21 protein-coding genes and 2 riboswitches are annotated in these 23,099 nt (G+C 64.1%); of the genes, 5 read left to right on the forward strand and 16 right to left on the reverse strand.

Annotated elements, in window-relative coordinates:
- Positions 1 to 2 precede the first annotated feature (2 nt).
- The 8 genes from BRPE64_RS13145 to flgB are packed head-to-tail and all read right to left on the reverse strand — an operon-like array spanning position 3 to position 6,424.
- Positions 3 to 1,130, reverse strand: a complete 1,128-nt coding sequence (locus tag BRPE64_RS13145) for a flagellar basal body P-ring protein FlgI (RefSeq protein WP_016346609.1) — start codon at positions 1,128 to 1,130, stop codon at positions 3 to 5.
- Between the two features lie 2 nt (positions 1,131 to 1,132).
- Positions 1,133 to 1,816 (reverse strand): flagellar basal body L-ring protein FlgH, encoded by a 684-nt coding sequence (locus tag BRPE64_RS13150; RefSeq protein ID WP_016346610.1) that lies wholly within the window; start codon positions 1,814 to 1,816, stop codon positions 1,133 to 1,135.
- Between the two features lie 30 nt (positions 1,817 to 1,846).
- Entirely contained in the window at positions 1,847 to 2,635 is a 789-nt protein-coding gene (gene flgG / locus BRPE64_RS13155) for a flagellar basal-body rod protein FlgG (RefSeq protein WP_016346611.1), read from the reverse strand.
- A 31-nt stretch (positions 2,636 to 2,666) separates the two neighbouring features.
- Entirely contained in the window at positions 2,667 to 3,419 is a 753-nt protein-coding gene (flgF, locus tag BRPE64_RS13160) for a flagellar basal-body rod protein FlgF (protein ID WP_016346612.1), read from the reverse strand.
- A gap of 35 nt (positions 3,420 to 3,454) precedes the next feature.
- Positions 3,455 to 4,708: a flagellar hook protein FlgE gene (flgE, locus tag BRPE64_RS13165; protein WP_016346613.1), complete on the reverse strand. Its 1,254-nt coding sequence runs from the start codon at positions 4,706 to 4,708 to the stop codon at positions 3,455 to 3,457.
- Positions 4,709 to 4,754: 46 nt separating this feature from the next.
- A complete protein-coding gene (locus BRPE64_RS13170; protein ID WP_016346614.1) occupies positions 4,755 to 5,477 on the reverse strand; it encodes a flagellar hook assembly protein FlgD in 723 nt (240 codons plus the stop codon).
- A gap of 23 nt (positions 5,478 to 5,500) precedes the next feature.
- Positions 5,501 to 5,926, reverse strand: a complete 426-nt coding sequence (flgC, locus tag BRPE64_RS13175) for a flagellar basal body rod protein FlgC (protein ID WP_044041731.1) — start codon at positions 5,924 to 5,926, stop codon at positions 5,501 to 5,503.
- A gap of 9 nt (positions 5,927 to 5,935) precedes the next feature.
- Positions 5,936 to 6,424 (reverse strand): flagellar basal body rod protein FlgB, encoded by a 489-nt coding sequence (flgB, locus tag BRPE64_RS13180; protein WP_016346616.1) that lies wholly within the window; start codon positions 6,422 to 6,424, stop codon positions 5,936 to 5,938.
- 262 nt (positions 6,425 to 6,686) lie between these two features.
- Between flgB and flgA the strand changes: the two genes are divergently transcribed.
- The 5 genes from flgA (at position 6,687) to flhA (ending at position 12,591) form a co-directional block, all read left to right on the forward strand.
- Positions 6,687 to 8,030 carry a flagellar basal body P-ring formation chaperone FlgA gene (gene flgA, locus BRPE64_RS13185; RefSeq protein ID WP_016346617.1) on the forward strand — a complete coding sequence of 448 codons (1,344 nt, stop codon included), beginning with the start codon at positions 6,687 to 6,689 and terminating at the stop codon, positions 8,028 to 8,030.
- Between the two features lie 179 nt (positions 8,031 to 8,209).
- A complete protein-coding gene (flgM, locus tag BRPE64_RS13190) occupies positions 8,210 to 8,536 on the forward strand; it encodes a flagellar biosynthesis anti-sigma factor FlgM (RefSeq protein ID WP_044042194.1) in 327 nt (108 codons plus the stop codon).
- A 100-nt stretch (positions 8,537 to 8,636) separates the two neighbouring features.
- Positions 8,637 to 9,071 (forward strand): flagella synthesis protein FlgN, encoded by a 435-nt coding sequence (locus BRPE64_RS13195; RefSeq protein WP_044041737.1) that lies wholly within the window; start codon positions 8,637 to 8,639, stop codon positions 9,069 to 9,071.
- A gap of 209 nt (positions 9,072 to 9,280) precedes the next feature.
- Positions 9,281 to 10,489, forward strand: coding sequence for a flagellar biosynthesis protein FlhB (gene flhB, locus BRPE64_RS13200; RefSeq protein WP_016346620.1), 1,209 nt, complete (start codon positions 9,281 to 9,283; stop codon positions 10,487 to 10,489).
- Positions 10,486 to 12,591 carry a flagellar biosynthesis protein FlhA gene (gene flhA / locus BRPE64_RS13205; RefSeq protein WP_016346621.1) on the forward strand — a complete coding sequence of 702 codons (2,106 nt, stop codon included), beginning with the start codon at positions 10,486 to 10,488 and terminating at the stop codon, positions 12,589 to 12,591. Before flhB ends, flhA begins: the two co-directional genes overlap by 4 nt.
- 173 nt (positions 12,592 to 12,764) lie before the next feature.
- Here the strand turns inward: flhA and BRPE64_RS13210 are convergent, their stop codons facing one another.
- The 8 genes from BRPE64_RS13210 to BRPE64_RS13245 all read right to left on the reverse strand — a co-directional run bounded on the left by BRPE64_RS13210 (position 12,765) and on the right by BRPE64_RS13245 (position 23,068).
- The gene (locus tag BRPE64_RS13210) at positions 12,765 to 14,153 is read right to left on the reverse strand and encodes an L-serine ammonia-lyase (protein ID WP_016346622.1); all 1,389 of its coding nucleotides are present in this window, start codon (positions 14,151 to 14,153) and stop codon (positions 12,765 to 12,767) included.
- 31 nt (positions 14,154 to 14,184) lie between these two features.
- Complete coding sequence (locus BRPE64_RS13215) at positions 14,185 to 15,288, reverse strand: alginate lyase family protein (protein ID WP_044041739.1); 1,104 nt, start codon at positions 15,286 to 15,288, stop codon at positions 14,185 to 14,187.
- 100 nt (positions 15,289 to 15,388) lie between these two features.
- A complete protein-coding gene (locus BRPE64_RS13220; RefSeq protein ID WP_198409289.1) occupies positions 15,389 to 15,907 on the reverse strand; it encodes a hypothetical protein in 519 nt (172 codons plus the stop codon).
- Positions 15,908 to 16,021: 114 nt separating this feature from the next.
- Positions 16,022 to 18,952 (reverse strand): aminomethyl-transferring glycine dehydrogenase, encoded by a 2,931-nt coding sequence (gene gcvP, locus BRPE64_RS13225; RefSeq protein ID WP_044042195.1) that lies wholly within the window; start codon positions 18,950 to 18,952, stop codon positions 16,022 to 16,024.
- A 66-nt stretch (positions 18,953 to 19,018) separates the two neighbouring features.
- Entirely contained in the window at positions 19,019 to 19,399 is a 381-nt protein-coding gene (gene gcvH, locus BRPE64_RS13230; RefSeq protein WP_016346626.1) for a glycine cleavage system protein GcvH, read from the reverse strand.
- 62 nt (positions 19,400 to 19,461) lie between these two features.
- On the reverse strand, positions 19,462 to 20,586 hold the full coding sequence (gene gcvT, locus BRPE64_RS13235; protein ID WP_044041743.1) for a glycine cleavage system aminomethyltransferase GcvT: 1,125 nt from the start codon (positions 20,584 to 20,586) through the stop codon (positions 19,462 to 19,464).
- A 131-nt stretch (positions 20,587 to 20,717) separates the two neighbouring features.
- Positions 20,718 to 20,844: riboswitch (glycine riboswitch) on the reverse strand.
- Positions 20,845 to 20,854: 10 nt separating this feature from the next.
- Positions 20,855 to 20,958, reverse strand: a riboswitch (glycine riboswitch).
- 71 nt (positions 20,959 to 21,029) lie between these two features.
- A complete protein-coding gene (locus BRPE64_RS13240; RefSeq protein WP_016346628.1) occupies positions 21,030 to 21,875 on the reverse strand; it encodes a hypothetical protein in 846 nt (281 codons plus the stop codon).
- 146 nt (positions 21,876 to 22,021) lie between these two features.
- Complete coding sequence (locus BRPE64_RS13245; RefSeq protein ID WP_016346629.1) at positions 22,022 to 23,068, reverse strand: oxidoreductase; 1,047 nt, start codon at positions 23,066 to 23,068, stop codon at positions 22,022 to 22,024.
- Positions 23,069 to 23,099: the final 31 nt, after the last annotated feature.

Genomic DNA, 23,099 nt, shown 5'->3' on the forward strand with positions numbered 1-23,099 from the left:
CCTTAGATGATTTCGAGGTCGGCACGCAGCGCGCCCGCGGCCTTCATCGACTGAAGAATCGAGATCAGATCCGCCGGCGTCGCGCCGAGCGCGTTGAGCGCCTTCACGACATCCGCGAGATTGGCGCCCGCGTTCAGCATCTTGAGCGCGCCGCTGTCCTGCTTGAGCTGAATCGACGATTCCTTCGCCGCGACCGTCTGGCCGTTCGAGAACGCGCCCGGCTGGCTCACCGCCGTCTTCGTGTTGATCACGACCGAGAGATTGCCGTGCGCGACCGCGCAGTTTTGCAACGTGACCATCTGGTTCATGACGATCGAACCGGTGCGCGCGTTCAGGATCACCTTCGCGGCGGCCTGCGCCGGACGCACGTCGATGTTCTGTAACTGCGCCATGAACGACACCTGCTCGCTCGCGTCCTGCGGCGCGCGCAGTTGAATCGTGCGGCCGTCGAGCGCGAGCGCCGTGCCCATGCCGAACTGATTGTTCACCGCCGCGACGATGCGCTGCGTCGTGTCGAAATCCATCTCGCGCAGTTCCATCTGCATGACGCCGCCTTGCTGCTGCAGCGCCGTCGGCACCGCGCGCTCGACGATCGCGCCCGCCGAAATGCGCCCGACCGCAAGCTGATTGACCTGCACCTTGCTGCCGTTCGCGCTCGCGCCCGCGCCGCCGACGACAAGATTGCCCTGCGCCATTGCGTACACCTGGCCGTCCGCGCCCTTCAGCGGCGACATCAGCAGCGTGCCGCCGCGCAGGCTCTTCGCGTTGCCGAGCGAGGACACCGTCACGTCGATCGCTTCGCCCGGACGCGCGAACGGCGGCAGCGTCGCGGTCACCATCACGGCGGCGACGTTCTTCAACTGCATGTTCTGCGTCGTCGCCGAGTTCACCGTGATGCCGAGATTGCCGAGCATGTTGGTGAGCGATTGCGTCGTGAAAGGCGTTTGCATCGTCTGGTCGCCGGTGCCGTCGAGACCGACGACGAGGCCATAGCCGATCAGCGGATTGTCGCGCACGCCCTGAAACGAGACGAGGTCCTTGAGACGCTCGGCGTGCGCGGGCGGTACCGTGTGGATCGCGACGAGTGCGGCCGCGAGCGAGAAGGAAACGAAACGAAGAAGCGGATTCATGATCAGAACGGCGCGACGTTGAGGAAGAAGCGCTGGAGCCAGCCCATGTTCTGCGCTTCGTCGATATAACCCTTCGCCGAATATTCGATCTTCGCGTCGGCGATTTGCGTGGAGAACACGGTGTTGGTGCCCGAGATGGTCGTCGGATTGACGACGCCCGAGAAGCGCACGTATTCGTTGCCCTGATTGATGAGCATCTGCTTCTCGCCGCTCACCATCAGGTTGCCGTTGGGCAGAACGTCCGTGACGGTCACGGTCAGCGTGCCGCTGAACGTGTTGGCCGCGCTCGCGCCGCCGGTCGCGGTGAACTTGTTGGCGCCGGTGGCCGACAGATTCGTGTTGTTGAACAGGCCGCCGAAGATGCCCGGCACGGTCGGCACGGCGAACGCGGCGTTGCTGCCGCGGTTCGTGTTGGCCGCCGACGACTTCGTCGCGTTGACGTTTTCCGAGATCACGATGGTCAGGATGTCGCCCACGTTGCGCGGACGCTGATCTTCGAACAGCGGCCGGCCCGCATAGCCCGCGTTGTAGATCGCGCCCGGCGAACGCGTGCCGACGGGCGGCTGCGGCGGACGCGCCGACATCGGCTGCTGGACGATCGGCTCTTTCGGCACGAGGCCGCATGCCCCGAGCGCCGCGATGAGCGCGGCGATCGTTGCACGCGAGAGAATTTGAGTAGACGACATCGTGGTGACTCGTATCGAGCGAATAAAGCGTTAAACCTGCATCTGCGAGAGCGTCTGCAACATCTGGTCGGACGTGGTCACGGCCTTGCTGTTGATCTCGTAGGCGCGCTGGGTCTGGATCATGTTGACCAGTTCCTGCACCACGTTCACGTTCGACGCTTCCACATAACCCTGTTGCAGCGAACCCGCGCCGTTCAGACCCGGCTGCGACACGTTCGGCGCGCCGGAGCTGCCCGTCTCGGAGAACAGGTTTTCGCCGCGCGCTTCGAGACCGGCCGGGTTGATGAAGGTCGCAAGCTGAATCGCGCCGACGGTCGTGCTGGTCGACGTGCCCGACTGCACGATCGACACCGTGCCGTCCGAGCCGATGGTGATCGAGGTTGCGTTCTGCGGAATCGTGATCGCCGGGTTCAGTTGATAGCCGCTCGACGTGACGAGCTGGCCCTGCGCGTTGGTCTGGAACGAGCCGTCGCGCGTATAGGCGGTCGTGCCGTCGGGCATCGTCACCTGGAAGAAGCCTTGGCCGTTGATCGCGACGTCCTTCGAATTGCCGGTCTGCTGCAAATTGCCCTGCGTGTAGAGCCGTTCGGTTGCGACCTGCTGCACGCCGGTGCCGAGCTGCACGCCCGAAGCGAGTTCGGTCTGCTGCGTGGAGTTCGCGCCCGGCTGGCGGGTCGTCTGATACAGCAGGTCTTCGAACACCGCGCGCGAGCCCTTGAAGCCGTTCGTGCTCACGTTGGCCAGGTTGTTCGAGATGGTGTCCATCTGCGCCTGTTGCGCATTCATGCCGGTCGCGGCGATGTAAAGAGAGCGATTCATGTGTGTTTCCTGAGTGTCTTGTCTGCGCCGCTTAGGAGAAGTTCAGCAGCTTGTTGGCCGACTGTTCGTTCTGGTCGGCCGATTCCATCAGCTTGGTCTGCATCTGGAACTGCCGGGCGTTGGTGATCATCGAGACCATCGCCGAGACCGGGTTCACGTTGCTGCCTTCGAGCGCGCCACCGGCTACGACGACGCTCGGGTCCGCATCCGCGGGGTCGCCCGTCGCGGTGCGGAAGAGCCCGTCGTCGCCGCGCGAAAGCGACGCCGGATCGGGATTCACGAGCTTCAGCTGATCGACCACCGCGATGGCCGTCGGCGGGTCGCCGGGGATCAGCGCGGAGATCGTGCCGTCGTGGCCGATCGTCACTTCCGCGCCCGGCGGAATCGACAGCGGCCCGCTGTTGCCGAGCACCGGCAGGTTGTTCGCCGTGACGAGCTGGCCGTTCTGATCGACATGCAGGTTGCCGGCGCGCGTGTACGCCTCGCTGCCGTCCGCCGCCTGCACGGACAGCCAGCCGGGGCCCTGGATCGCGACATCGAGCGGATTGCCGGTCTGCTGCACCGGGCCCGCCGAGTAGTCCGCATTCGGCGTCGACGAGAGCACGAAGGTGCGCGTCGTGCCATCGGCGGACTGGTTCTCGAACGACATCGGCACCTGGCGGAACGCCGCGAGCTGCGCCTTGAAACCCGTGGTCGACGTGTTCGCGAGGTTGTTCGCCACGACGGCTTGCTGTTCCAGTGCCTGGCTCGCGCCGGTCATCGCGGTGTAGATCAGACGGTCCATGAATCGCTTCCTTCTTGCCTGCGTGCGGGCGGTGCTTACAGATTGATCAGCGTCTGGTCGACGGTCTGCTGCGTCTTGATCGTCTGCGCGTTCGCCTGATAGTTGCGCTGCGCGGTGATCAGGTTCACGAGTTCGCTCGTCAGATCGACGTTGGAGTTTTCCACCGCGCCGCCCTGCAGCGTGCCGTGGTTGGTCGAGCCCGGCACGGACACTTGCGCGGCGCCCGACGCGGCGGTTTGCGCGTACACGTTGCCGCCCAGGTTCTGCAGGCCGTTCTGGTTGTTGAAGTTGGCGATCGCGATCTGGCCGAGCGCCTTCGTGCCGCCGTTCGAGTAGTTCCCGGTCAGCATGCCGTCGCTGCCCACGGTGAAGCCTGTCAGTTCGCCTGTGGCGAGACCGTCCTGATGCAGGTTCGTGAGGCCGCTCTTCGCGCCGTACTGCGTCGTGCCGGCGAGGTTCAACGTGAGCGACTGCGTGGTGGCGCCGTTGTCCGCGCCGTTCGGGATCGTGAAGGTGAACTGGCCGGTCTTGGGCGAGGTCACGCCGCCCGTCGTGCTCGCGGTCGTCGAGCTGAGATTGCCGGACGCATCGAACGTCACGCCGCCGAGATCCGTGGTCTTCGAGACCGGGTCGCCGTAACCCGCGAAGGCTTCCCAGGAACCGGTGGCCGTCTTCGTGAAGTACACGGACACTTTCTGCGTGCCGCCGAGCGTGTCGAACGCATCCACCGAAGTCGACGCGTTATACGTGTTGCCGTCGTTCGGATCGAAATTGGCGGCGGCCTTGTTGGCGTCTTGCGAGTTCAGGTTGAACGAGGCGGTGATGGTCTTGGTCGCGACCGGCGAGAGATTGGCCGTCGGCACCGACAGCGGCACCGTGCTCGCGCTGTTGACGACGCCGCTCGAATCCGCCGCGTAGCCCATCAGTTGCAGGCCCGACGAGTTGACGATGTTGCCGTTGTCATCGAGATGGAACACGCCGTTGCGCGAATACACGACCGAGCCGTTGTTCGACAGCTGATAGAAACCGTTGCCGTTGATCGCGACGTCGAGCGCCTGGTTGGTCGTCGTGATCGTGCCTTGCGAGAACTGCTGCTGCACTTCCGACAGCCGCGTGCCGATGCCGATCTGGTTGTTGACGGCGGTGGCCATCGAGTTGGCGTACATGTCGGCGAATTGCGCCGAGCCCTGCTTGAAGCCGACGGTGTTCGCGTTCGCGATGTTGTTGCCGATCACGTCGAGGTCGCTCGATGCAGCGCCCAGACCGCTCAGTGCTTGTTGATAGCTCATGGATGTTTCTCCGCGACGAGTCCGCGCTCGCCCTATAAAAGTGGAATCAGAGGATCGACGCGACGCTCGTCAGCGCAACCGTGGAACCGTTCGCGAGCTTGAGACCCGGCGCGCCGCCCGACATCTGCACGACGCTCTGGACCTGCGAGGCTGCAAGCGTCGTCGCCGTGGCTTGCTGGCCGTTGATCGTGCCTTGCGCAGTGATCGTGTAGCTGCCGTCGGGGAGTGCCGTGCCCTTCGAATCGACGGCCTTCCAGCCCGTCACCGGCACGACGCCCGCGCCTTGCGCGCCGAGATCGAGCGTGTTGACGATCTGGCCCGACGCGTTCTTGACCACGATCTGCAGGTCGCTCACGTCGTTCGCGAGTTGCACGCCGAAGCTCGACGCCGTGCCGCTCGCCACCGTCACGCCGTTGCCGGCTGCAAGCACGTTCGAGCCGATCAAGAGCGCGGCCTGCGTCTGCTGGCCGGCGGACAGTTGCGTCGCGAGCGACGACAGCGACGTGTTCAGCTGCCCGATGCCCGTCACCGTGTTGATCTGCGCGAGCTGCGAGGTCATCTGCGAGCTGTCGGCGGGGTTGGTCGGGTCCTGGTTCTTCAACTGCGTCACGAGCAGCGTCAGAAAAGTGTTCTGCAAATCCGACGCCGATTGCGCGCCGGTCGCCGAGCTCGACGAAGCCGACGAACTCGACGATGTGCCGTTCATGGTGTCGAGCAGCGTCTTCGACACCGTGGTGCCGTTGCTGCCGATGGTTGTGCTGGTCGTCACGTGGGGTTCCTTGGGGTTCTGAATCAGGTTCCGATGGTCAGGGTCTTGAGCATCAATTGCTTGGCGGTATTGAGCGTCTCGACGTTCGCCTGATAGGAACGCGACGCGGAAATCATGTTGACCATCTCCTGCACCGGATCGACGTTCGGCAGCGTCACGTAGCCGTCCGCGTTCGCCGCCGGATTGCTCGGGTCGTAGCTGGTTTTCATCGGCGTGGGATCGTCGATGACGCCGGTCACCTGCACGCCGCCGACCTGCTGGCCCGACGCGGTGCGCGCGCCACCGAGCGGATCGACCGCGAACACGACCTGCTTCGCCTTGTACGGCTGGCCGTCGGGGCCGGTCGTGCTGTCCGCGTTGGCGAGATTCGACGCGGTGACGTTCAGGCGCTGCGCCTGGGCCGACATCGCCGAGCCGGCGACGTTGAAGATATTCATCAAAGAGGGCATCGATATTCCTTAACTGTTCGACGTGATCGCCGCGAGCATCGACTTGATCTGCGAACTCAGCACCGTCATGCCGGCCTCGAAGTGCAGCGCGTTGTCCGCGAACTGCACGCGCTCGGCGTCGAGATCGACCGTGTTGCCGTCGAGCGACGGCTGGCTCGGCACGCGATAAGCGAGGCGGCCATAGTCGTCGGTGGAGCCGCCCGATGCGTTGAGCGTCGACGTGCCGGCCATGTGGCCTTTCGCGGTCGTCGCCATCGCGGCGCCCATGCTCACGCTGACCGGCTGCGCCATCGCGAGCGTGCCGCCGTTCGACGCCGAACTCGTGCCGCCCGTCTTCTTCAGCGCGCCCGCGAGCGCGCTCGAAAATTCGACGTCGCGCGCCTTGTAGCCGGGCGTGTCCGCGTTAGCGATATTCGACGACAGCAATTCCTGCCGATAAGCGCGCACGTCGAGCGCCTCACGGCCAAAGGCGAATTCCTTGTCGAGTCTGTCTAGCATTGCGGTTTCTCCTGTCGGCAGTGCCGAGGCCTTTTTGCATGACACGCATCTTAGGAGCCGCGCACAAGAACTAATCCGACGAATAACCGGGAAACGGGGCCTCTATTCGACGCTTGGCTGCTGCAGCCGATATCTAGAATGCGTTTCGTGGTCTGGCGCGGATGGGTTTTCCGCGTTCGGCCGGAATGCAGTGGCCGCGCGGTGTGCGGCCGGTCGAATAGAGACGTCGCGCAGCGCATGCGCGGCGTGAAGGAGAGAAGTAATGAGCAGGTCCGCGAAACGTGCATCGAAGCCTACGGCCCGCGCCGCAGCGACGTTCGCGCGCCGCACGCTGCGCGGACTCGCGGGCGTGTCGTTGTTCATGAGCGTCGCGTCGGGCGCGTATGCGCAGCAGGCCGACGGCCCGATCGTCATTCCGGGCAACGCCGAGACCAATCCCGCCGCCGCAGCCGAGATGGCCAAGAGCCTGAATCAGCCTGTTGCGCGCTCGTCCGCGCCGGTTGCCCCGGTTGCTTCGACTGCGCCGACGCCCGCGCCCGATTACGCGCGCCCGAGCGGTTATCGCGCCGCGACGAAAGCCGCCGACGCCGCCATGCGCAACGCCGCGCTCGCACTCGAAGCCCGCGCCGACGCCGCCGACGATTCCATGAACGGCGCGACGAACGACGCGAACGGCATGATCGTGATTCCGGGTGCGGGCGAGGCGAAGGTTGCGCGGCCGGCTGTTATCGCTACTGCGGCACCCGCGCCGTTGACGAGAGTGCCTGCCGCATCCGCGTCGCGCGACGTGATGCCCGTCGTCGTCACCCGCGACGATGCCATCGCCCGCAATCAGAACGTGAGGCCCGTCGCGGCTGGCGCGGCCGCTCCGGTCGCTGGCGTCGCCAATGCCGCCGCAGCCTCGCCGATGAAGCGCGTCAGCTTCAATCCATCCGCGGCAACGTCCGCAGCACCTTTGCCCCAATCGACGCAAGCGCCCGCCGCGATGCAGGACGGCGAATCGATCCGCGTCGCCGCGCTCGACTTTCTGCGCCAGCAAGCCGCCGGACTGCCAGGCAAAGTGGACATCACCGTCACGCCGGTGTTTCCGCGCGGACTTGCGCCCTGCTCGTCGCTCGATCCGTTCATGCCGACGGGCGCGCGCCTCTGGGGCCGCATGACCGTCGGCGTGCGCTGCGTCGGCGAACGGCCGTGGACGCTTTACGTACAAGCGCGTATCTCGATCAACGCCACTTACTATCTGGCCGCCCGCGCCATCGCGCCGGGCGAGGTCCTGAACCAGGCCGATCTCGTCGCGCGCGACGGCGACATCACCTCCATGCCGCAGGCCATCGTCACCGATCCGTCGCAGGCGGTCGGCGCAGTGGCGCTGTCGCGCGTGCCCGCCGGCCTGCCGCTGCGCACCGACATGCTGCGCGCGGCCAGTTCGGTGTCGATCGGCCAGAACGTGCACGTGATCACCGGCGGCACGGGCTTCACGATTTCGGTCGAAGGTAGCGCGATGAACAACGCCGCGCCCGGCCAGCAAGTGCGTGTAAAAACTGCCGGGGGACAGATCATCACCGGCATCGTGAAGGACAGTCAGACCGTGGAAGTGTCGCTCTGAAGCGGCTTGTGTTCGGCATCCCACGTTTGTTTCATTTTGTTGCAATTGCGCCGAAAGCCCGCCAGACAAGGCTTTGAACGCGATGAGCGCAGCGAACGGCAGTTGGCGGTCCGGTAGCAGGGTAAAGTTTTCAAGCACCCTCGCCGATAAAGGACTCAACACGTTCGGGAATGGACATCGTGAAAATCGAATCGAATAGCAACACCACGCTGGCAGGCCTTCAAGACAACCTGCAACGCGCGTCGCAAAACGACGCAAAAGGTGCCGCGGGCACCGTGCAACAGTCGGGCGCAAACCCGTCGACGAATTCGAAGGTGAGCTTGTCGCCGTTGTCGAGCGACCTGCGCGCATCGAACGGGTCGGACATCGACACGGCGAAAGTCGAGTCGATCAAGGCCGCGATCCGCGACGGCAGCCTGACGATGGACCCGGCCAAGATCGCCGACGGCATTCTGAGCACCGCCCGCGACCTGCTGCAAACGAGAACCCCGCCGACCGGCGGCTGAACGCAGTGACACCGTCCGCGCCTTGGTTTCGAGGCGCGCGCCGGCGAGCAGCGTTCATTGCGCCGGGCGGCTTTTGTGAAACCGCTATTTGAGCGATGCAATGAGAGACGCCCTGCTTGCCACCGTCACGGAAGAAGTCGCCGCTGTTCAGGCCTTCGAATCCCTCCTCGTCGAAGAGGAAAAAGCGTTGATCGCCGCGCAGCCGCTTCCGGCGCTGCCCGGCATCATCGAGAACAAGACCGCGTTGACCGAGCGCATCGCCGCGCTCGAACAGACGCGCGACGCGCAACTCAACGCGCTCGGTTTCCCCGGCGGCCTCGTCGGGATGGAAGCCGCCGCCGCGAACGACGAAGCCATCGCCGCACAATGGGCGCTCCTCACGGCCGCCGCCCGCCGCGCGAAACAAGGCAACAACAACAATGGCGTGCTGATCCGCACGCGCATGGAATACAACCGCAAGACGCTCGCCGCCTTGCAGGTCGCGCCGTCGAAGGCCGGTTTCTACGGCCCGGACGGCCGCGTGCCCGGCGCCTGAGCGCGCCGCACGCTTTATCGAAATAACGGCGCGCGCCTCCCGCAAGGCACGCGCCGCTTTCGTTTCCGACGCTTTCATCGAGCGAATAACCCCCTTTTCTCCAGCCTTATCCGTCGATGGCGACTGGACGCTCTCCGCAATAATTCCTCTCATCGAAAAGCGGCTTTGCGCCGCTCGCCTGTGTGACGCAGAGGAAGGAGTAGGGCCCGGTGGCAGAAGAAAGCGATCTCGAAAAAACCGAATCAGCCACTCCCAAGCGCCTGGAAAAGGCGCGGGAGGAAGGCCAGGTTGCGCGCTCGCGGGAACTCGCCTCCTTCGCGTTGCTGGCGGCGGGATTTTTCGGCGTGTGGGGTTTGTCGGGGCCGATGAGCGAGCACTTGCAGTCGATTCTGCGCGGCGCGTTCACCTTCGATCACGCGATGGTGCTCGACACGCACCAGATGATGATCGGCGCGGCGAAGGCGGGCAAGGAAGGCATGTTCGCGGTGTTGCCGGTGCTGTTGCTCACGTGCTTCGCGGCGCTGGCCGCACCGATGGCGCTCGGCGGCTGGCTCATCACCACGAAGCCGCTCGCGCCGAACTTCGGCCGACTCAATCCGATCAGCGGTCTGGGCAAGATTTTCTCGGTGCAAGGGCCGGTTCAGCTCGGCATGTCGATTCTGAAGACGGTGGTCGTCGGCGGCATGGCGGGCTCGGCGATCTGGAGCCGCAAGGCCGAAGTGCTCGGCCTGCTGACCAAGCCGCTTGCGCTCGCACTCGCCGACGCGATGCATCTGATCTTCGTGTGCTGCGGCATGGCGATCGCGGGTCTGTTTCTCGTCGCGGCCGTCGACGTGCCGTATCAACTCTACTCGCACGCGAAGAAGCTGCGCATGAGCAAAGAAGAAGTGAAGCGCGAGCACAAGGAAAGCGAAGGCGATCCGCACATCAAGGGCAAGATTCGCCAGCAGCAGCGCGCGGCCGCACGCCGCCGGATGATGCAGGCGATTCCGACCGCCGACGTGATCGTGACGAACCCGACGCACTTCGCCGTCGCGCTGAAATACGCCGATGGCGAGATGCGCGCGCCGAAGGTCGTCGCGAAGGGCGTGAACCTCGTCGCGGGGCGTATCCGCGAACTGGGCCGCGAGCACAACGTGCCGCTGCTCGAAGCGCCGCCGCTGGCGCGCGCGCTGTATCACAACGTCGAGATCAACCGCGAGATTCCGGGCGCGCTGTATGGCGCGGTCGCGCAAGTGCTGGCGTGGGTGTATCAGCTCAAACGCTACAAGGAAGACGGCGGCACGAAGCCGGACGATCCGACCGATCTCGACGTGCCGAAAGAACTCGACAAAGGCGGCGTTTCCGACGCCGACGCCGACCGCGAAGCCGCAGAGGCTCTCGGCGGCGACAACCCTGACCAAGGAGCCGCCGCATGAACGCGCGCGCTGGATTTTTCGCCAAACGACCCGACGCGCTGGGTACGCAGAACTTGCGGGCGCTCGCCGGCCCGATCCTGATCTGCATGATCTTGGGCATGATGATTCTGCCCTTGCCGGCGTTCCTGCTGGATCTGCTGTTCACGTTCAACATCGCGCTGTCGGTGATGGTGCTGCTCGTCAGCATGTACACGCAAAAGCCGCTCGACTTCGCGGCGTTCCCGAGCGTGCTGCTGTTCTCGACGCTGCTGCGGCTTTCGCTTAACGTTGCCTCGACGCGTATCGTGCTGCTCGAAGGCCACACCGGCCCGGACGCGGCGGGTCAGGTGATCGAATCGTTCGGGCACTTTCTCGTCGGCGGGAATTTCGCGGTCGGTATTGTCGTGTTCGTGATTCTGATGATCATCAACTTCATGGTGATCACGAAGGGCGCGGGACGTATCGCGGAAGTGGGCGCGCGCTTCACGCTCGACGCGATGCCCGGCAAGCAGATGGCCATCGACGCCGACCTGAACGCCGGCCTCATCAACGAGGAAACCGCGAAGAAGCGCCGCCAGGCCGTCGCGCAGGAAGCCGAGTTCTACGGCTCGATGGACGGCGCGAGCAAGTTCGTGCGCGGCGATGCGATCGCGGGCCTCTTGATCATGGTGATCAACGTGGTCGGCGGGTTGATTGTCGGCATGCTCCAGCACGACATGGACTTCGGCCACGCGGCGACCAACTACACGCTGCTGACGATCGGCGACGGCCTCGTCGCGCAGATTCCGTCGCTCATCATTTCGACGGCGGCGGGCGTGATCGTGTCGCGCGTCGCGACCGAGGAAGATATCGGCACGCAGCTGACCGGGCAACTGTTCCAGAACCCGCGCGTGTTGATGATTACGGGCGTGATCATCGGCATCATGGGGCTGATTCCGGGCATGCCGCATTTTGCGTTCATGCTGCTCGGCGGCGGGCTCATCTACGCCGCGCGCACGATGAACAAGCGCGCCGAAGCAAAGAAGAAAGCAGGCTCGATCACCGATGTCACGCCGCTCGCCTCGGCTGCGGCGGCGACCGCGGAGAACGCGGAAGCGAGCTGGGAAGATGTCGCGCTGATCGATCCGCTCGGGCTGGAAGTGGGCTACCGGCTGATTCCGCTCGTCGACAAGAACGCCGATGGCGAACTGCTCAAGCGCATCAAGGGCATCCGCAAGAAGTTCGCGCAGGAAATCGGCTTTCTGCCGCCGGTCATTCATATTCGCGACAATCTCGAATTGCGGCCGAACGGTTATCGCATTGCGCTGAAGGGCGTGGAAGTGGGCGTCGGCGAAGCGTTCCCGGGCCAGTGGCTCGCGATCAATCCGGGGCAGGTGTCGGCGGCGCTGCCGGGCACGCAGACGCAGGACCCGGCGTTCGGCTTGCCGGCGGTGTGGATCGATACGAACCTGCGCGAGCAGGCGCAGGTGTATGGCTATACCGTCGTCGATGCGAGTACGGTCGTCGCGACGCATTTGAATCATCTCGTAGTGACGCACGCCGCCGAACTGCTCGGCCGGCAGGAAGTGCAGGCGCTGCTCGAACGCATCGGCAAGGACACGCCTTCGCTCACGGAAGATCTGGTGCCGAAGGTGCTGTCGCTCACGACCTTGCAAAAGGTGCTGCAGAACCTGCTCGACGAAAGCGTGCCGATCCGCGACATGCGCACGATTCTCGACGCGCTCCAGGAGCACGCGCCGCGCATGGCCGATCCGTACGATCTCACTGGCGCCGTGCGTCTCGCGCTCGGTCGCGCGATCACGCAGCAGTGGTATCCGGGCAGCGACGATCTACAGGTGATGGGCCTCGATCCGACGCTGGAGCGGGTGCTGTCGCAGGCGCTGTCGACCGGAACGAATCCGGGGCTCGAACCGGGGCTGGCGCAAACGCTGATGACGTCGACGCAGAACGCGATGATGCGTCAGCAGAATCTGGGCTTGCCGCCGGTGCTGCTGGTGCAGCATTCACTGCGCGCCATGCTTGCGCGCTTCCTGCGGCGGAGCCTGCCGCAGTTGAAGGTGCTGTCGTATGCGGAAGTGCCGGATACGCGGAATGTGAAGGTGGTGAATCTGATTGGGGGGTGATTGCGGCGGTGCCGGTTCCTGATTTCGCTCTGTTCGGATTCGCATCGACACCTTGCAGCATTGTTTGCTCCGCATGACATTCATATCGTCATGCTAAGCAAAGTCGATGCGTTCAGACATCCGCCAGACGGACGACTTGCGCCGAACCCCGATCCGACGCAAGCCGCAACGACTCAACACTCCACAATATTCACCGCCAACCCGCCGCGCGACGTTTCCTTGTACTTGGTCTTCATATCCGCGCCGGTTTCGCGCATGGTCTTGATGACCGAATCCAGCGAAACGTAGTGCGAGCCGTCGCCGCGCATCGCCATGCGCGCGGCATTGACCGCCTTGACCGAGCCCATCGCGTTCCGCTCGATGCACGGAATCTGCACCATTCCACCCACCGGATCGCACGTCAGCCCGAGGTTGTGCTCCATGCCGATTTCCCCCGCGTTCTCCACCTGCGCAGGCGTGCCGCCGAGCACCGCGGCGAGCGCGCCCGCCGCCATCGAACACGCGACGCCGACTTCGCCCTGACAGCCCACTTCCGCACCCGAGATCGACGCGTTCATCTTGTACAGAATGCCGATTGCCGCCGCCGTCAGCAGGAAGTCGATCACGCCCTGTTCGTTCGATCCCGGCACGAAGCGATCGTAGTAATGCAGCACCGCCGGAACGATGCCCGCCGCGCCGTTGGTCGGCGCCGTCACGACGCGCCCGCCCACCGCGTTCTCTTCATTCACCGCGATCGCGTAGAGATTGATCCAGTCGATCATCGACAACGGATCGCGCAGCGCCTGCTCCGGCTTTTCCGCCAGCGCCTTGTACAACAGCGGCGCGCGGCGCTTCACCTGGAACGGCCCCGGCAAATGCCCTTCGGCTTCCGGATTGCCGATGCCGCAACCACGCGCGACGCAATCCTGCATGACGTCCCAGATGCGCAGCAGCCCGCTGCGGATTTCGTCCTCGCTGCGCCAGACGCGCTCGTTCTCCCACATCAGCTGCGCAATCGACTTGCCGGATTCGGCGCACATCTTCATCAACTCGTCGCCGGTCAGGAACGGATACGGCAAGTGCTCGTGTGCGCTCAGGACCGCCGTGTTCGCCGCGCCCGCCGTCACGACGAAGCCGCCGCCCACCGACAGATATGTCGCCTCGCGCAGCAATGCGCCGCTCGAATCGAATGCGTGCAGCTTCATGCCGTTGGGATGCTCCGGCAGCGCCTGCCGGTAGAACGCAATGTTCTCCTTCAGCGTGAACGGGATCTTGTGCTCGCCGAGCAGCGCGAGCGTCTTCGATGCGCGAACCTGCTCCAGCCTCGGAACGATGGTGTGGGCATCGACGGTATCGGGGGCGTCGCCCATCAGGCCGAGCATCACGCCGCGGTCCGTGCCGTGGCCCTTGCCCGTCGCGCCGAGCGAGCCGTACAGCTCGCATTTCACCGATGCCACCGCATCCAGCAGCCCGTCGCGCCCGAGCCCTTGCGCGAACATCAGCGCTGCACGCATCGGGCCGACGGTGTGCGAGCTGGAGGGGCCGATGCCGATCTTGAAGAGGTCGAAAACGCTGACTGCCATGATGGTGCCTGCCTATAGAAATTGACGCGAATTAACGCGCAGCCAGCGGCAGACACACCGCCAGCCAGGCCGGCGGCGCGGGCGCGAGCCGCAGCGCCACCGGCGCGTAGCGGCCGTCGAGACGGGCCGCCAGATGAAAGAGTTCCGCCGCGTTCTTCGGATCCCACTGACCCGAGTAACCCGGTAATCCGGCCTCGCGACGCTTGGCGTCGAAGGGAACGGACGAATGCACGAATTCGTCGTGCGTGCGCGTGCCCAGCGCGTAAGGCGTGAGCCAGTTAAGGGCTTCGGCGAGCGTCGCGCCCGACTGCGCGCGTTCCGGCAACCAGTTGCGGTTGTGCCGGCGTGCCGCGAGCGCAGCCGTCACGAGCGGCTGGAGGTCGTAGGTGACGTAGCGCAGCGCATCGCGTTCGGCGAAATCGACGGTCGAACCATCCGGCGCGATGTTGTCGCCGATATGCTCGACGAACAGCCGCTGCGCCGCATTGATGAGCTTGCGGTCGTCGATGGTGAACGCGCCCATCGCCACCAGCTTCACGCGATGGCTCTGCCAGTTGTTGCGATACGTGCCCATGAGCGGCCGCGGCTGCTTGTCCATATCGGCGATATAGCCGGTCACCATCTTCGTGATGAATGCGTTCGCCGTGTTGCGTGTCTTCACCGGCAACGCGCTCGCCGTGAGATCGTAGGCGAGGATCAGCGATTCGAAATTCGTCTCGTCGATCGGGTTGAAGCTCGGTTGATACGTGGTTGTCCACGCGAAGAGAAAGCGGTCGACCAGGCGCAGATAGCGTTCGTCGCCGGTGGCGCGCCACGCGAGCGCCGCGTCGCGCATCAGGCCGAGATCCTTCTCAGCCTCGACGCTTTCGTCGTAGATGCCTTCGTGCGGCAACGTGCCTTCGGTATGCAGCTTCGCGCGCGGCTTCGGCTGATCGTTGACGTGCGACTGCACCATCTTCACGAGCGCCTTCACGCCGGGATCGGCATTGGTGCGCTCGCTCGTCTGCATTGCGGGCGCGGCGCAAAAATTCATCGCCGCGTGCGCGGACGGCGCGGCGAACGCCAGTGCGCATAACACGGCGCGCGCCGCCTGGAAGCGCTTCGTCTCGTTCACCTCTCGCACCCTTGCCGCCATATGAACTCCCTGTTTTGGCCTTTGGTCCGGGGTGAGATGTTAGCCCTTCTGACGCGCGCCGCAAAACCGCCCGACAATGCTTTACGTTTCTTCGGGCGGCTCAACCGCCTGCTGCATCCGGCAGGTCTGCGTCCGCTTCCTGCTGCTCGAAAATCTTCATCGCGACGTTGTAGCAGTCGTCCACATGCTTGTTGCCCACGTACTTCATTACGCCAAAACTGAGACCCGCCGACACCGCCTGCCCGATGATCGGAACGAACTTCGCCACCGACTTCGACGCCACGCTGATGCCGAGCCGCTTGAGCAACTGCTTGACGATCTGCTTCGTGATCGCGCGGCCGATCAGGTCGCTGCCGCGACTCGTTGCCGCCACCAGCACGTATTGCTTGAGCTTGGGATCGCTCGACAGATCGGCTTCGCCGAGACCGAACTTCTGGTTGATGGCCGGCAGCATCGCCATCAGCAGCGCGACATCCGCGCCTACGTCCACGCCAGGCACCGGCACCACCGCCGCGCCCGCCGACAGGCCCGCGCGCTTGGTCACCATCGACTTGCACTCATTGCGAAGGGCTTCGATCTCTTCGCGCGAGCGGTATTTCGGCTGCATCTTGTTCGTCATCTGCATCTTTTTCCTTCGAAAAGAAGATGCAGATGGTAAGGCTGCACGATCCACACAGCTTGACTCGAACAACGTAAAGTTTTGAGCACCCATGTCAGGCGCTCAAACCCTCGCTTACTCGTCCGTATATTCCGAAACCGGCACGCACGAGCACATCAGGTTGCGGTCGCCATACGCGTTGTCCGCGCGGCCGACCGGCGACCAGTACTTTCGCGCGATCAGCGACTTCACAGGATACGCCGCCGCTTCACGCGTGTACTTGTGCGCCCACGCATCCGACGTGACAACCGCTGCCGTATGCGGCGCGTGCTTCAGCACGTTGTCTTCGCGGTCCGCGCTGCCTTCTTCGACTGCGCGAATCTCGTTGCGAATGGCGATCATCGCGTCGATGAAGCGGTCGAGTTCTTCCTTCGATTCCGATTCCGTCGGCTCCACCATCAGCGTGCCGGGCACGGGGAAGCTCATGGTCGGCGCGTGGAAGCCGTAATCGATCAAACGCTTGGCGACGTCTTCCACCGAAATGCCGCTCGATTCCTTGATCGGCCGCACGTCGAGAATGCATTCGTGCGCGACCAGTCCGCCCGCGCCGCTGTACAGCACCGGATAGTGCGGCGCGAGTCGCTTCGCGACATAGTTCGCCGCGAGAATCGCGCTTTCGGTGGCGGCGGTGAGGCCTTGCGCGCCCATCATCGCGATATACATCCACGAGATCGGCAGGATCGCAGCCGAGCCATACGGCGCCGACGACACCGCGCCGATGCCCGCCTCATCGCGCTTGTAGCCGGTCGATGTCTGATTGGGCAGGAACTTCGCCAGATGCGCGCCGACCGCAACCGGCCCGACGCCCGGTCCGCCGCCGCCGTGCGGAATGCAGAACGTCTTGTGCAGATTCAGGTGCGACACGTCGCCGCCGAACTGGCCGGGCGCACAGAGGCCGACCATCGCGTTCATGTTGGCGCCATCGACATACACCTGGCCGCCGTGCGCATGCACGATGTCGCAAATCTCGCGGACATTGCGCTCGAACACGCCGTGCGTCGACGGATACGTGATCATGATCGCCGCGAGATTCGCGGAGTGCTTCTCGGCCTTCGCCTTCAGGTCGTCGATATCGACATTGCCGTTCGCATCGCAGGCGACTACGACCACCTGCATGCCCGCCATCTGCGCCGACGCCGGATTCGTGCCGTGCGCGGACGCCGGAATCAGACACACGTTGCGATGCCCTTCGCCGCGCGATTCGTGATACGCGTGGATGATGAGCAGGCCCGCGTACTCGCCCTGCGAACCGGCGTTCGGCTGCAGCGACACCGCCGCGTAACCCGTACACGCGACGAGCATCTGTTCGAGTTGATCGATCATCGTGCGATAACCGACTGTCTGCTCGGCGGGCGCGAACGGGTGAATCTGCGCGAACTCGGGCCACGTCACCGGCAGCATTTCGGACGTCGCGTTGAGCTTCATCGTGCAGGAGCCGAGCGGGATCATCGTGCGGTCGAGCGCGAGATCCTTGTCGGCGAGACTGCGCAGATAGCGCAGCATTTCGTGCTCGGAATGATGGCGATTGAAGACCGGATGCGTCAGGTAATCGCTCGTGCGCTTGAGCGCGTCCGGAATCGAATCGGCCGAGGCCGCATCGAGCGCGTCGATGTCGAACGTCTCGGTCTTGCCCGCGACTTCCGCGAACAGCGCGAAGAGCTTCAGGAGATCGTCGCGCGTGGTGGTTTCGTCGAGCGACACGCCGACCTGGCTTGCATTCACGTGGCGCAGATTGACGTGCGCGGCGTAGGCGGCCTGATGCAGCGCGTTGGTGTTCGCGCCGCTGTCGATCGTGACGGTGTCGAAGAACGTGTCGTTGGCGATGGCATAGCCGAGCTTGCGGATGCCCGCCGCGAAGATCGACGCGACGCGGTTCACGCGCTGCGCGATTGTCTTCAGGCCCTCAGGGCCGTGATAAACCGCATACATGCTCGCCATGATCGCGAGCAGCGCCTGCGCCGTGCAGACGTTCGATGTCGCCTTCTCGCGGCGAATGTGCTGTTCGCGCGTTTGCAGCGCGAGACGCAGCGCGGAATTGCCCTGCGCATCGACGGTCACGCCGACGAGTCGCCCCGGCATCTGGCGCTTGAATTCGTCGCGCACGGCCATATAGGCCGCATGCGGGCCGCCGAAGCCGACCGGCACGCCGAAGCGCTGCGTGTTGCCGATTGCGACATCCGCGCCCCATTCGCCCGGCGGCGTGATGAGCGTGAGCGCCAGCAAGTCCGCCGCCGCGACCACATGGCCGCCCGCAGCGTGAATGGCATCCGCGAGCGCGCGATAGTCGCGCACATCGCCGCTCGCGCCGGGATATTGCAGCAGCACGCCGAACGCATTCGCGCTGGCGGCATCGGCAGCGGGGCCGACCTTCACGTCGATGCCCGCGGGTTTCGCGCGCGTCTTCACCACTTCGATGGTTTGCGGCAGCACGTCGTCCGCAACATAGAACACGTTCGATTTCGGCTTGCCGACGCGCTGCAGCAGCGTCATCGCTTCCGCAGCGGCGGTGGCTTCGTCGAGCAGCGAGGCGTTCGCCATCGCAAGGCCCGTCAGGTCCATCACCATCTGCTGGAAGTTCAGCAGCGCTTCGAGACGCCCCTGCGAAATCTCCGGCTGATACGGCGTGTAGGCCGTGTACCACGCCGGATTTTCGAGCACGTTGCGCAGGATCACCGCCGGCGTGTGCGTGCCGTAGTAACCCTGACCGATGTAAGTCCGAAACACCAGATTCTCGTCCGCCAGCTTACGCAACGACGCGAGCGCTTCCGCCTCGCTTTTCGGCTGCGTGAACGCGCCGAGCGGCAGCGTCTCCTTGCGGCGGATCGATTCAGGAATCACCGCGTCGATGAAAGCCGCGCGCGATGCGAAGCCGAGCGCATCGAGCATTGCGCGCTGGTCCGCGTCATCGGGGCCGATGTGCCGTTGCGCGAACGCATCGTGGCATTCGAGCGCGGCGAGTGACAGGGAGGTGCGGTTCATCAGGCGATCCGGGTGTTCGAGCTTCATGTGAATTCCTGCGAGAAGCGGCTCCCGTGCGAACGCGCGCGCAGAACCGCCTTCGTCCAAAAAGAGTTATTCGCCGATCGACTTGCCGTAACCTTCGGCGTCGAGCAACTTGTCGAGACCGTCGTTGCTCGACGGCTTGATCTTGAAGAGCCAGCTTTCGTAGGGCGCGCCGTTCACCTGATCGGGCGCCGACGTCAGCGCATCGTTCGATGCGACGATCTCGCCCGAAACCGGCGCGTAAATGTCGGAGGCCGCCTTCACCGATTCGATGACCGCGATGGCGTCGCCCGCCGTGACCGTCTTGCCCGCCGCGGGCAATTCGACGAAGACGATGTCACCGAGCGCTTCCTGCGCGTGATCGGTAATGCCGACGGACAGCGTGCCGTCGGATTCGGTGCGGACCCATTCGTGCGATTCGGTGTATTTCAGTTCGGCCGGGATGCTCATTGGATGCTCCTTGCGTGATGCGTTCGTTGGTTCTTGATCGGAGGGAACGGGCGCGACGGCCGTCAGGAAAGCTCCACGAGCACACGGCCGTTGCGCACGAACGGAAGTTTTACCACGCGCGCGGGAACTTGCTTGTCGCGGATGACGACCTGCACCGTGTCGCCCGCGGCAACAGCACTCGGCACGCGCGCAAACGCGATCGACTCCTGCATCGACGGCGAAAACGTGCCGCTCGTGATCTCGCCCTCACCGTGTTGCGTAACGACTTTCTGATGCGCGCGCAGCACGCCGCCCGCACGGCCGTTCTCCTTAATCAGCACGAGGCCGACGAAGTTCGCCTTCGAGCCGTTCGCCTCGAGCGCGCTGCGTCCGACGAAAGCGCGCTCCGATTTGAGATCGACGGTCCATGCGAGGCCCGCGTCGAGCGGCGACACGGCTTCGTCCATGTCCTGTCCGTATAGATTCATGCCGGCTTCCAGGCGCAGCGTGTCGCGCGCGCCGAGTCCGGCGGGCTTCACGCCGGCGGCGGCGAGCGCGTTCCACAGCGCCTCGACGTGCGTTGCCGGCACGACGATCTCGAAGCCGTCTTCGCCGGTGTAGCCGGTGCGCGCGAGCATGACTTCGCCAAACGCCGTCGACGGGAAAACGACTGCATTGAACGGCTTGATGTCCTGAGTCTGCGCGCGCGTCTCCGGCAGCACTTGCCAGGTTTTTTCGCGCGCGTTCGGCCCTTGCACCGCGACGATCGCGAGATCGCGGCGCGGCGTGATGGAAAGATTGAATTCGCCCTGGGCATTGAGCTGCCCGAACCAGGCGATGTCCTTCTCCGCCGTGCCCGCGTTCACGACCACGCGGAAACTCGTCTCGGAGAAGTAATAGACGATCAAATCGTCGATCACGCCGCCATCGCCGTTCAGCAGGCACGAGTAGAGCGCCTTGCCCGGTGTGGTGAGCTTGTCGATGTTATTGGCGATCGCGTGGCGGAAGAATTCGCGGACGGCTTCGCCTTCGAAATCGACGACACGCATGTGCGATACGTCGAACATGCCGGCGTCGGTGCGCACGGCGCGGTGTTCGTCGATCTGCGAACCGTAGTTGACGGGCATGTCCCAGCCACCGAAATCGACCATGCGCGCGTTGAGCGCGAGGTGAGCGGCATGCAAGGGCGTGTGTTGAAGAGAAGTCATTGGGGCCTCGGTTCGCCAGACAAAAAAGGGCCACGCAGCGCACATTTCGCTAGCGGATTTTCAGCGCGCGTGCGGCATCGATGCTATTTCGATACTGCACGCAAAACGCGTTCCGACTGGCGGTTGCGATGCGTGACCCCTCTGTCCTCGGTACCTGAGAGATTGCGCGGATCACGGATGATCCGTCGCGCGCCCCTTCGGTGGGCAACTGGCTCGATCATTTCGACGAAGCCGCTGCCGCTCTCCAGAGTGCGAGGAAATTGATTTCCTCGACGCAGTCGGTCCTTTTGCCTGAGAGTTTGCGGGTGTGCCCCTTCGGCGGCGCGGTCTTCGCTGCATGAACGAAACCACGCGCTCTCCCGACGCGTGCGGCAGAATTTACGCGACGCCTCGCGCAATGTCAATTTCGTTCGAAATTCCGGGGCGAACCCGTCAGGTGTTGCTCAGTGCGTATATTCGCTTCTCAACGCCGCGTCGGGATCCGGCAGTGTGATCGGTCGTGAAAAAAAGGCACTGACCAGCCGCGCCAGTCCCGCAGTCGTCAGAAACTGGCCTGTGCGGCCCCCGGATGGCACGACGTTCGGAACCGGTTCGAATACCTCGAGCAGCCTGTTTGACTGCAATCCTTCGGCGATTGCGAAGAAAACCGACTGGTTGCCAATAAAGAGCGACGCCTCTGCAATCCGATCGCAGGCGTCCTGTGCGTGGCGCGTTGGCACATGTTCGATCGGCAAGAAAGGAAAGCGCGAACTGAATTGCGCAAATTCATTCTTCAATCCGATGAATCCAATACGCCCGTCTAATTGCGCGAGCACGCCGTAATCGATCGCCTGATTCAAATAGCGCATCGAACGGCCAATCAGAATGTCATAGGGTTTCGCGTACGAGTGGACTCCGCCGGACCGTTTGAGCCAGCGAGACGGCGACTCGGCGAGCAGCGCGAAGATCTTAAAATAGTAATCCTTAATGTTTCCAGCCAAAACATTAACGCTTCCGCCGCGAAAAGCATCGAAGTTGACGGCGTCGCATGGAATGTCGTTGCCGGGAACGAAATGCACTGCCTCGATATAAGCCTGGGACCGCAGCAATGGCGCGACGAAATCGAACGCCGCATCATCGATCATCTTGTCACCGGCGGGATGACGCCTGTCCGGGCCGTAACCCGAATTGACGTCGTTCGGAATGTAAAGCGTCACGCGGACGCCGCAGTGCCGGGCGATCGTCCGCATTGCAGGCAGCGAATAGACGATATCGCCCAGATGACCGGAATGTTTGAATGTGACAGACATGACGAATTCGACCCGTTATTGACTTTACTCTGCCCTCAACAAATGACAGATAAACATCAAAAATATTGTCCGTCATCTCGAAGAGTCAAAGCGAGTCAATGTTTGTCAAATTCCATTCGGTCACACAATGTTGATGCCTCTTCGCGTCAGCGCAATCGGGCGAACTCCACGCGCCGCCCTTCCCGATCACTCTGAATCGCCAGTTCGATGATCGTCATCGTGTCCACGGCGTCCTGCGGCGTGACCGGAAACGGCTTGCCGTCTTGAATCGACGCCGCGAGCGCGCTGTAAAACTCGATATACGCGCCGTCTTTCGTCGCGAATTCGTGACGCAGATCGAGGTCGCCATCGACTTCGCGCAGCAAGCCCGCCGGATTCTTGCCGAACTCCGGATTGCCCGGCCGCATGCCCGCGCGCAACTGATCTTCCTGCGTGTCGAGCCCGTTTTTCACGTAGCTGCCGCGCGTGCCGTGGATCGCGAAACGCGGCGGTTCGAGCGCGGCGAGCGCGCTTGCGTGCAGGATCACTTCCTTGTCGCCGTAGCCGAGCACGAGATGCACGTAATCCGGCGCGTGCGCATGGTCGCGATGCGCCTTGACGAACGCCGTCACCGTTTGCGGCGCGCCGAACAGCGTCAGCGCCTGATCGATCAGATGCGGCCCCAGATCGAACAGCAGGCCGCCGCCGCGCGCCTCTTCCTCGCGCCAGCGCTGCGGCACTTTCGGGCGAAAGCGGTCGAAATGCGATTCGTAATGCGTGATGCGCCCGAGCCGTCCGCTCTCGATCAACGCGCGCACCGTCATGAAATCGCCGTCCCAGCGGCGGTTGTGGAACGGCGCGAACAGCAGGCCTTTTTGCCGCGCGAGATCGGCGAGCGTGCGGGCGTCGCGCGACGACAGCGTCACCGGCTTGTCGACGACCACATGCTTGCCCGCCGACAGCGCGCGCTGCGCGAGATCGAAGTGCGTGTCGTTAGGCGTTGCGACGACGACGCATTCGAGGCCATCGACGGCGAGCAGCGCATCGAAGTCCGCGACGATCCGCGCGTTCGGATAGTCGGCCTGCGCGCGCTCGGCCTGGCTCGTCGCGATGGCGGTCACTTCCGCGCGGCCGCAATGTTCGATGACGGGCGCGTGAAACGTCGCGCCGGCGAGGCCGTAGCCCATCACGCCGACTTTCAGTGCTGAACTCATGCGGGGATCCTGTCGTGAAATCGGGTCCGAT

The organism is Caballeronia insecticola (assembly GCF_000402035.1).
Lineage (GTDB): Bacteria > Pseudomonadota > Gammaproteobacteria > Burkholderiales > Burkholderiaceae > Caballeronia > Caballeronia insecticola.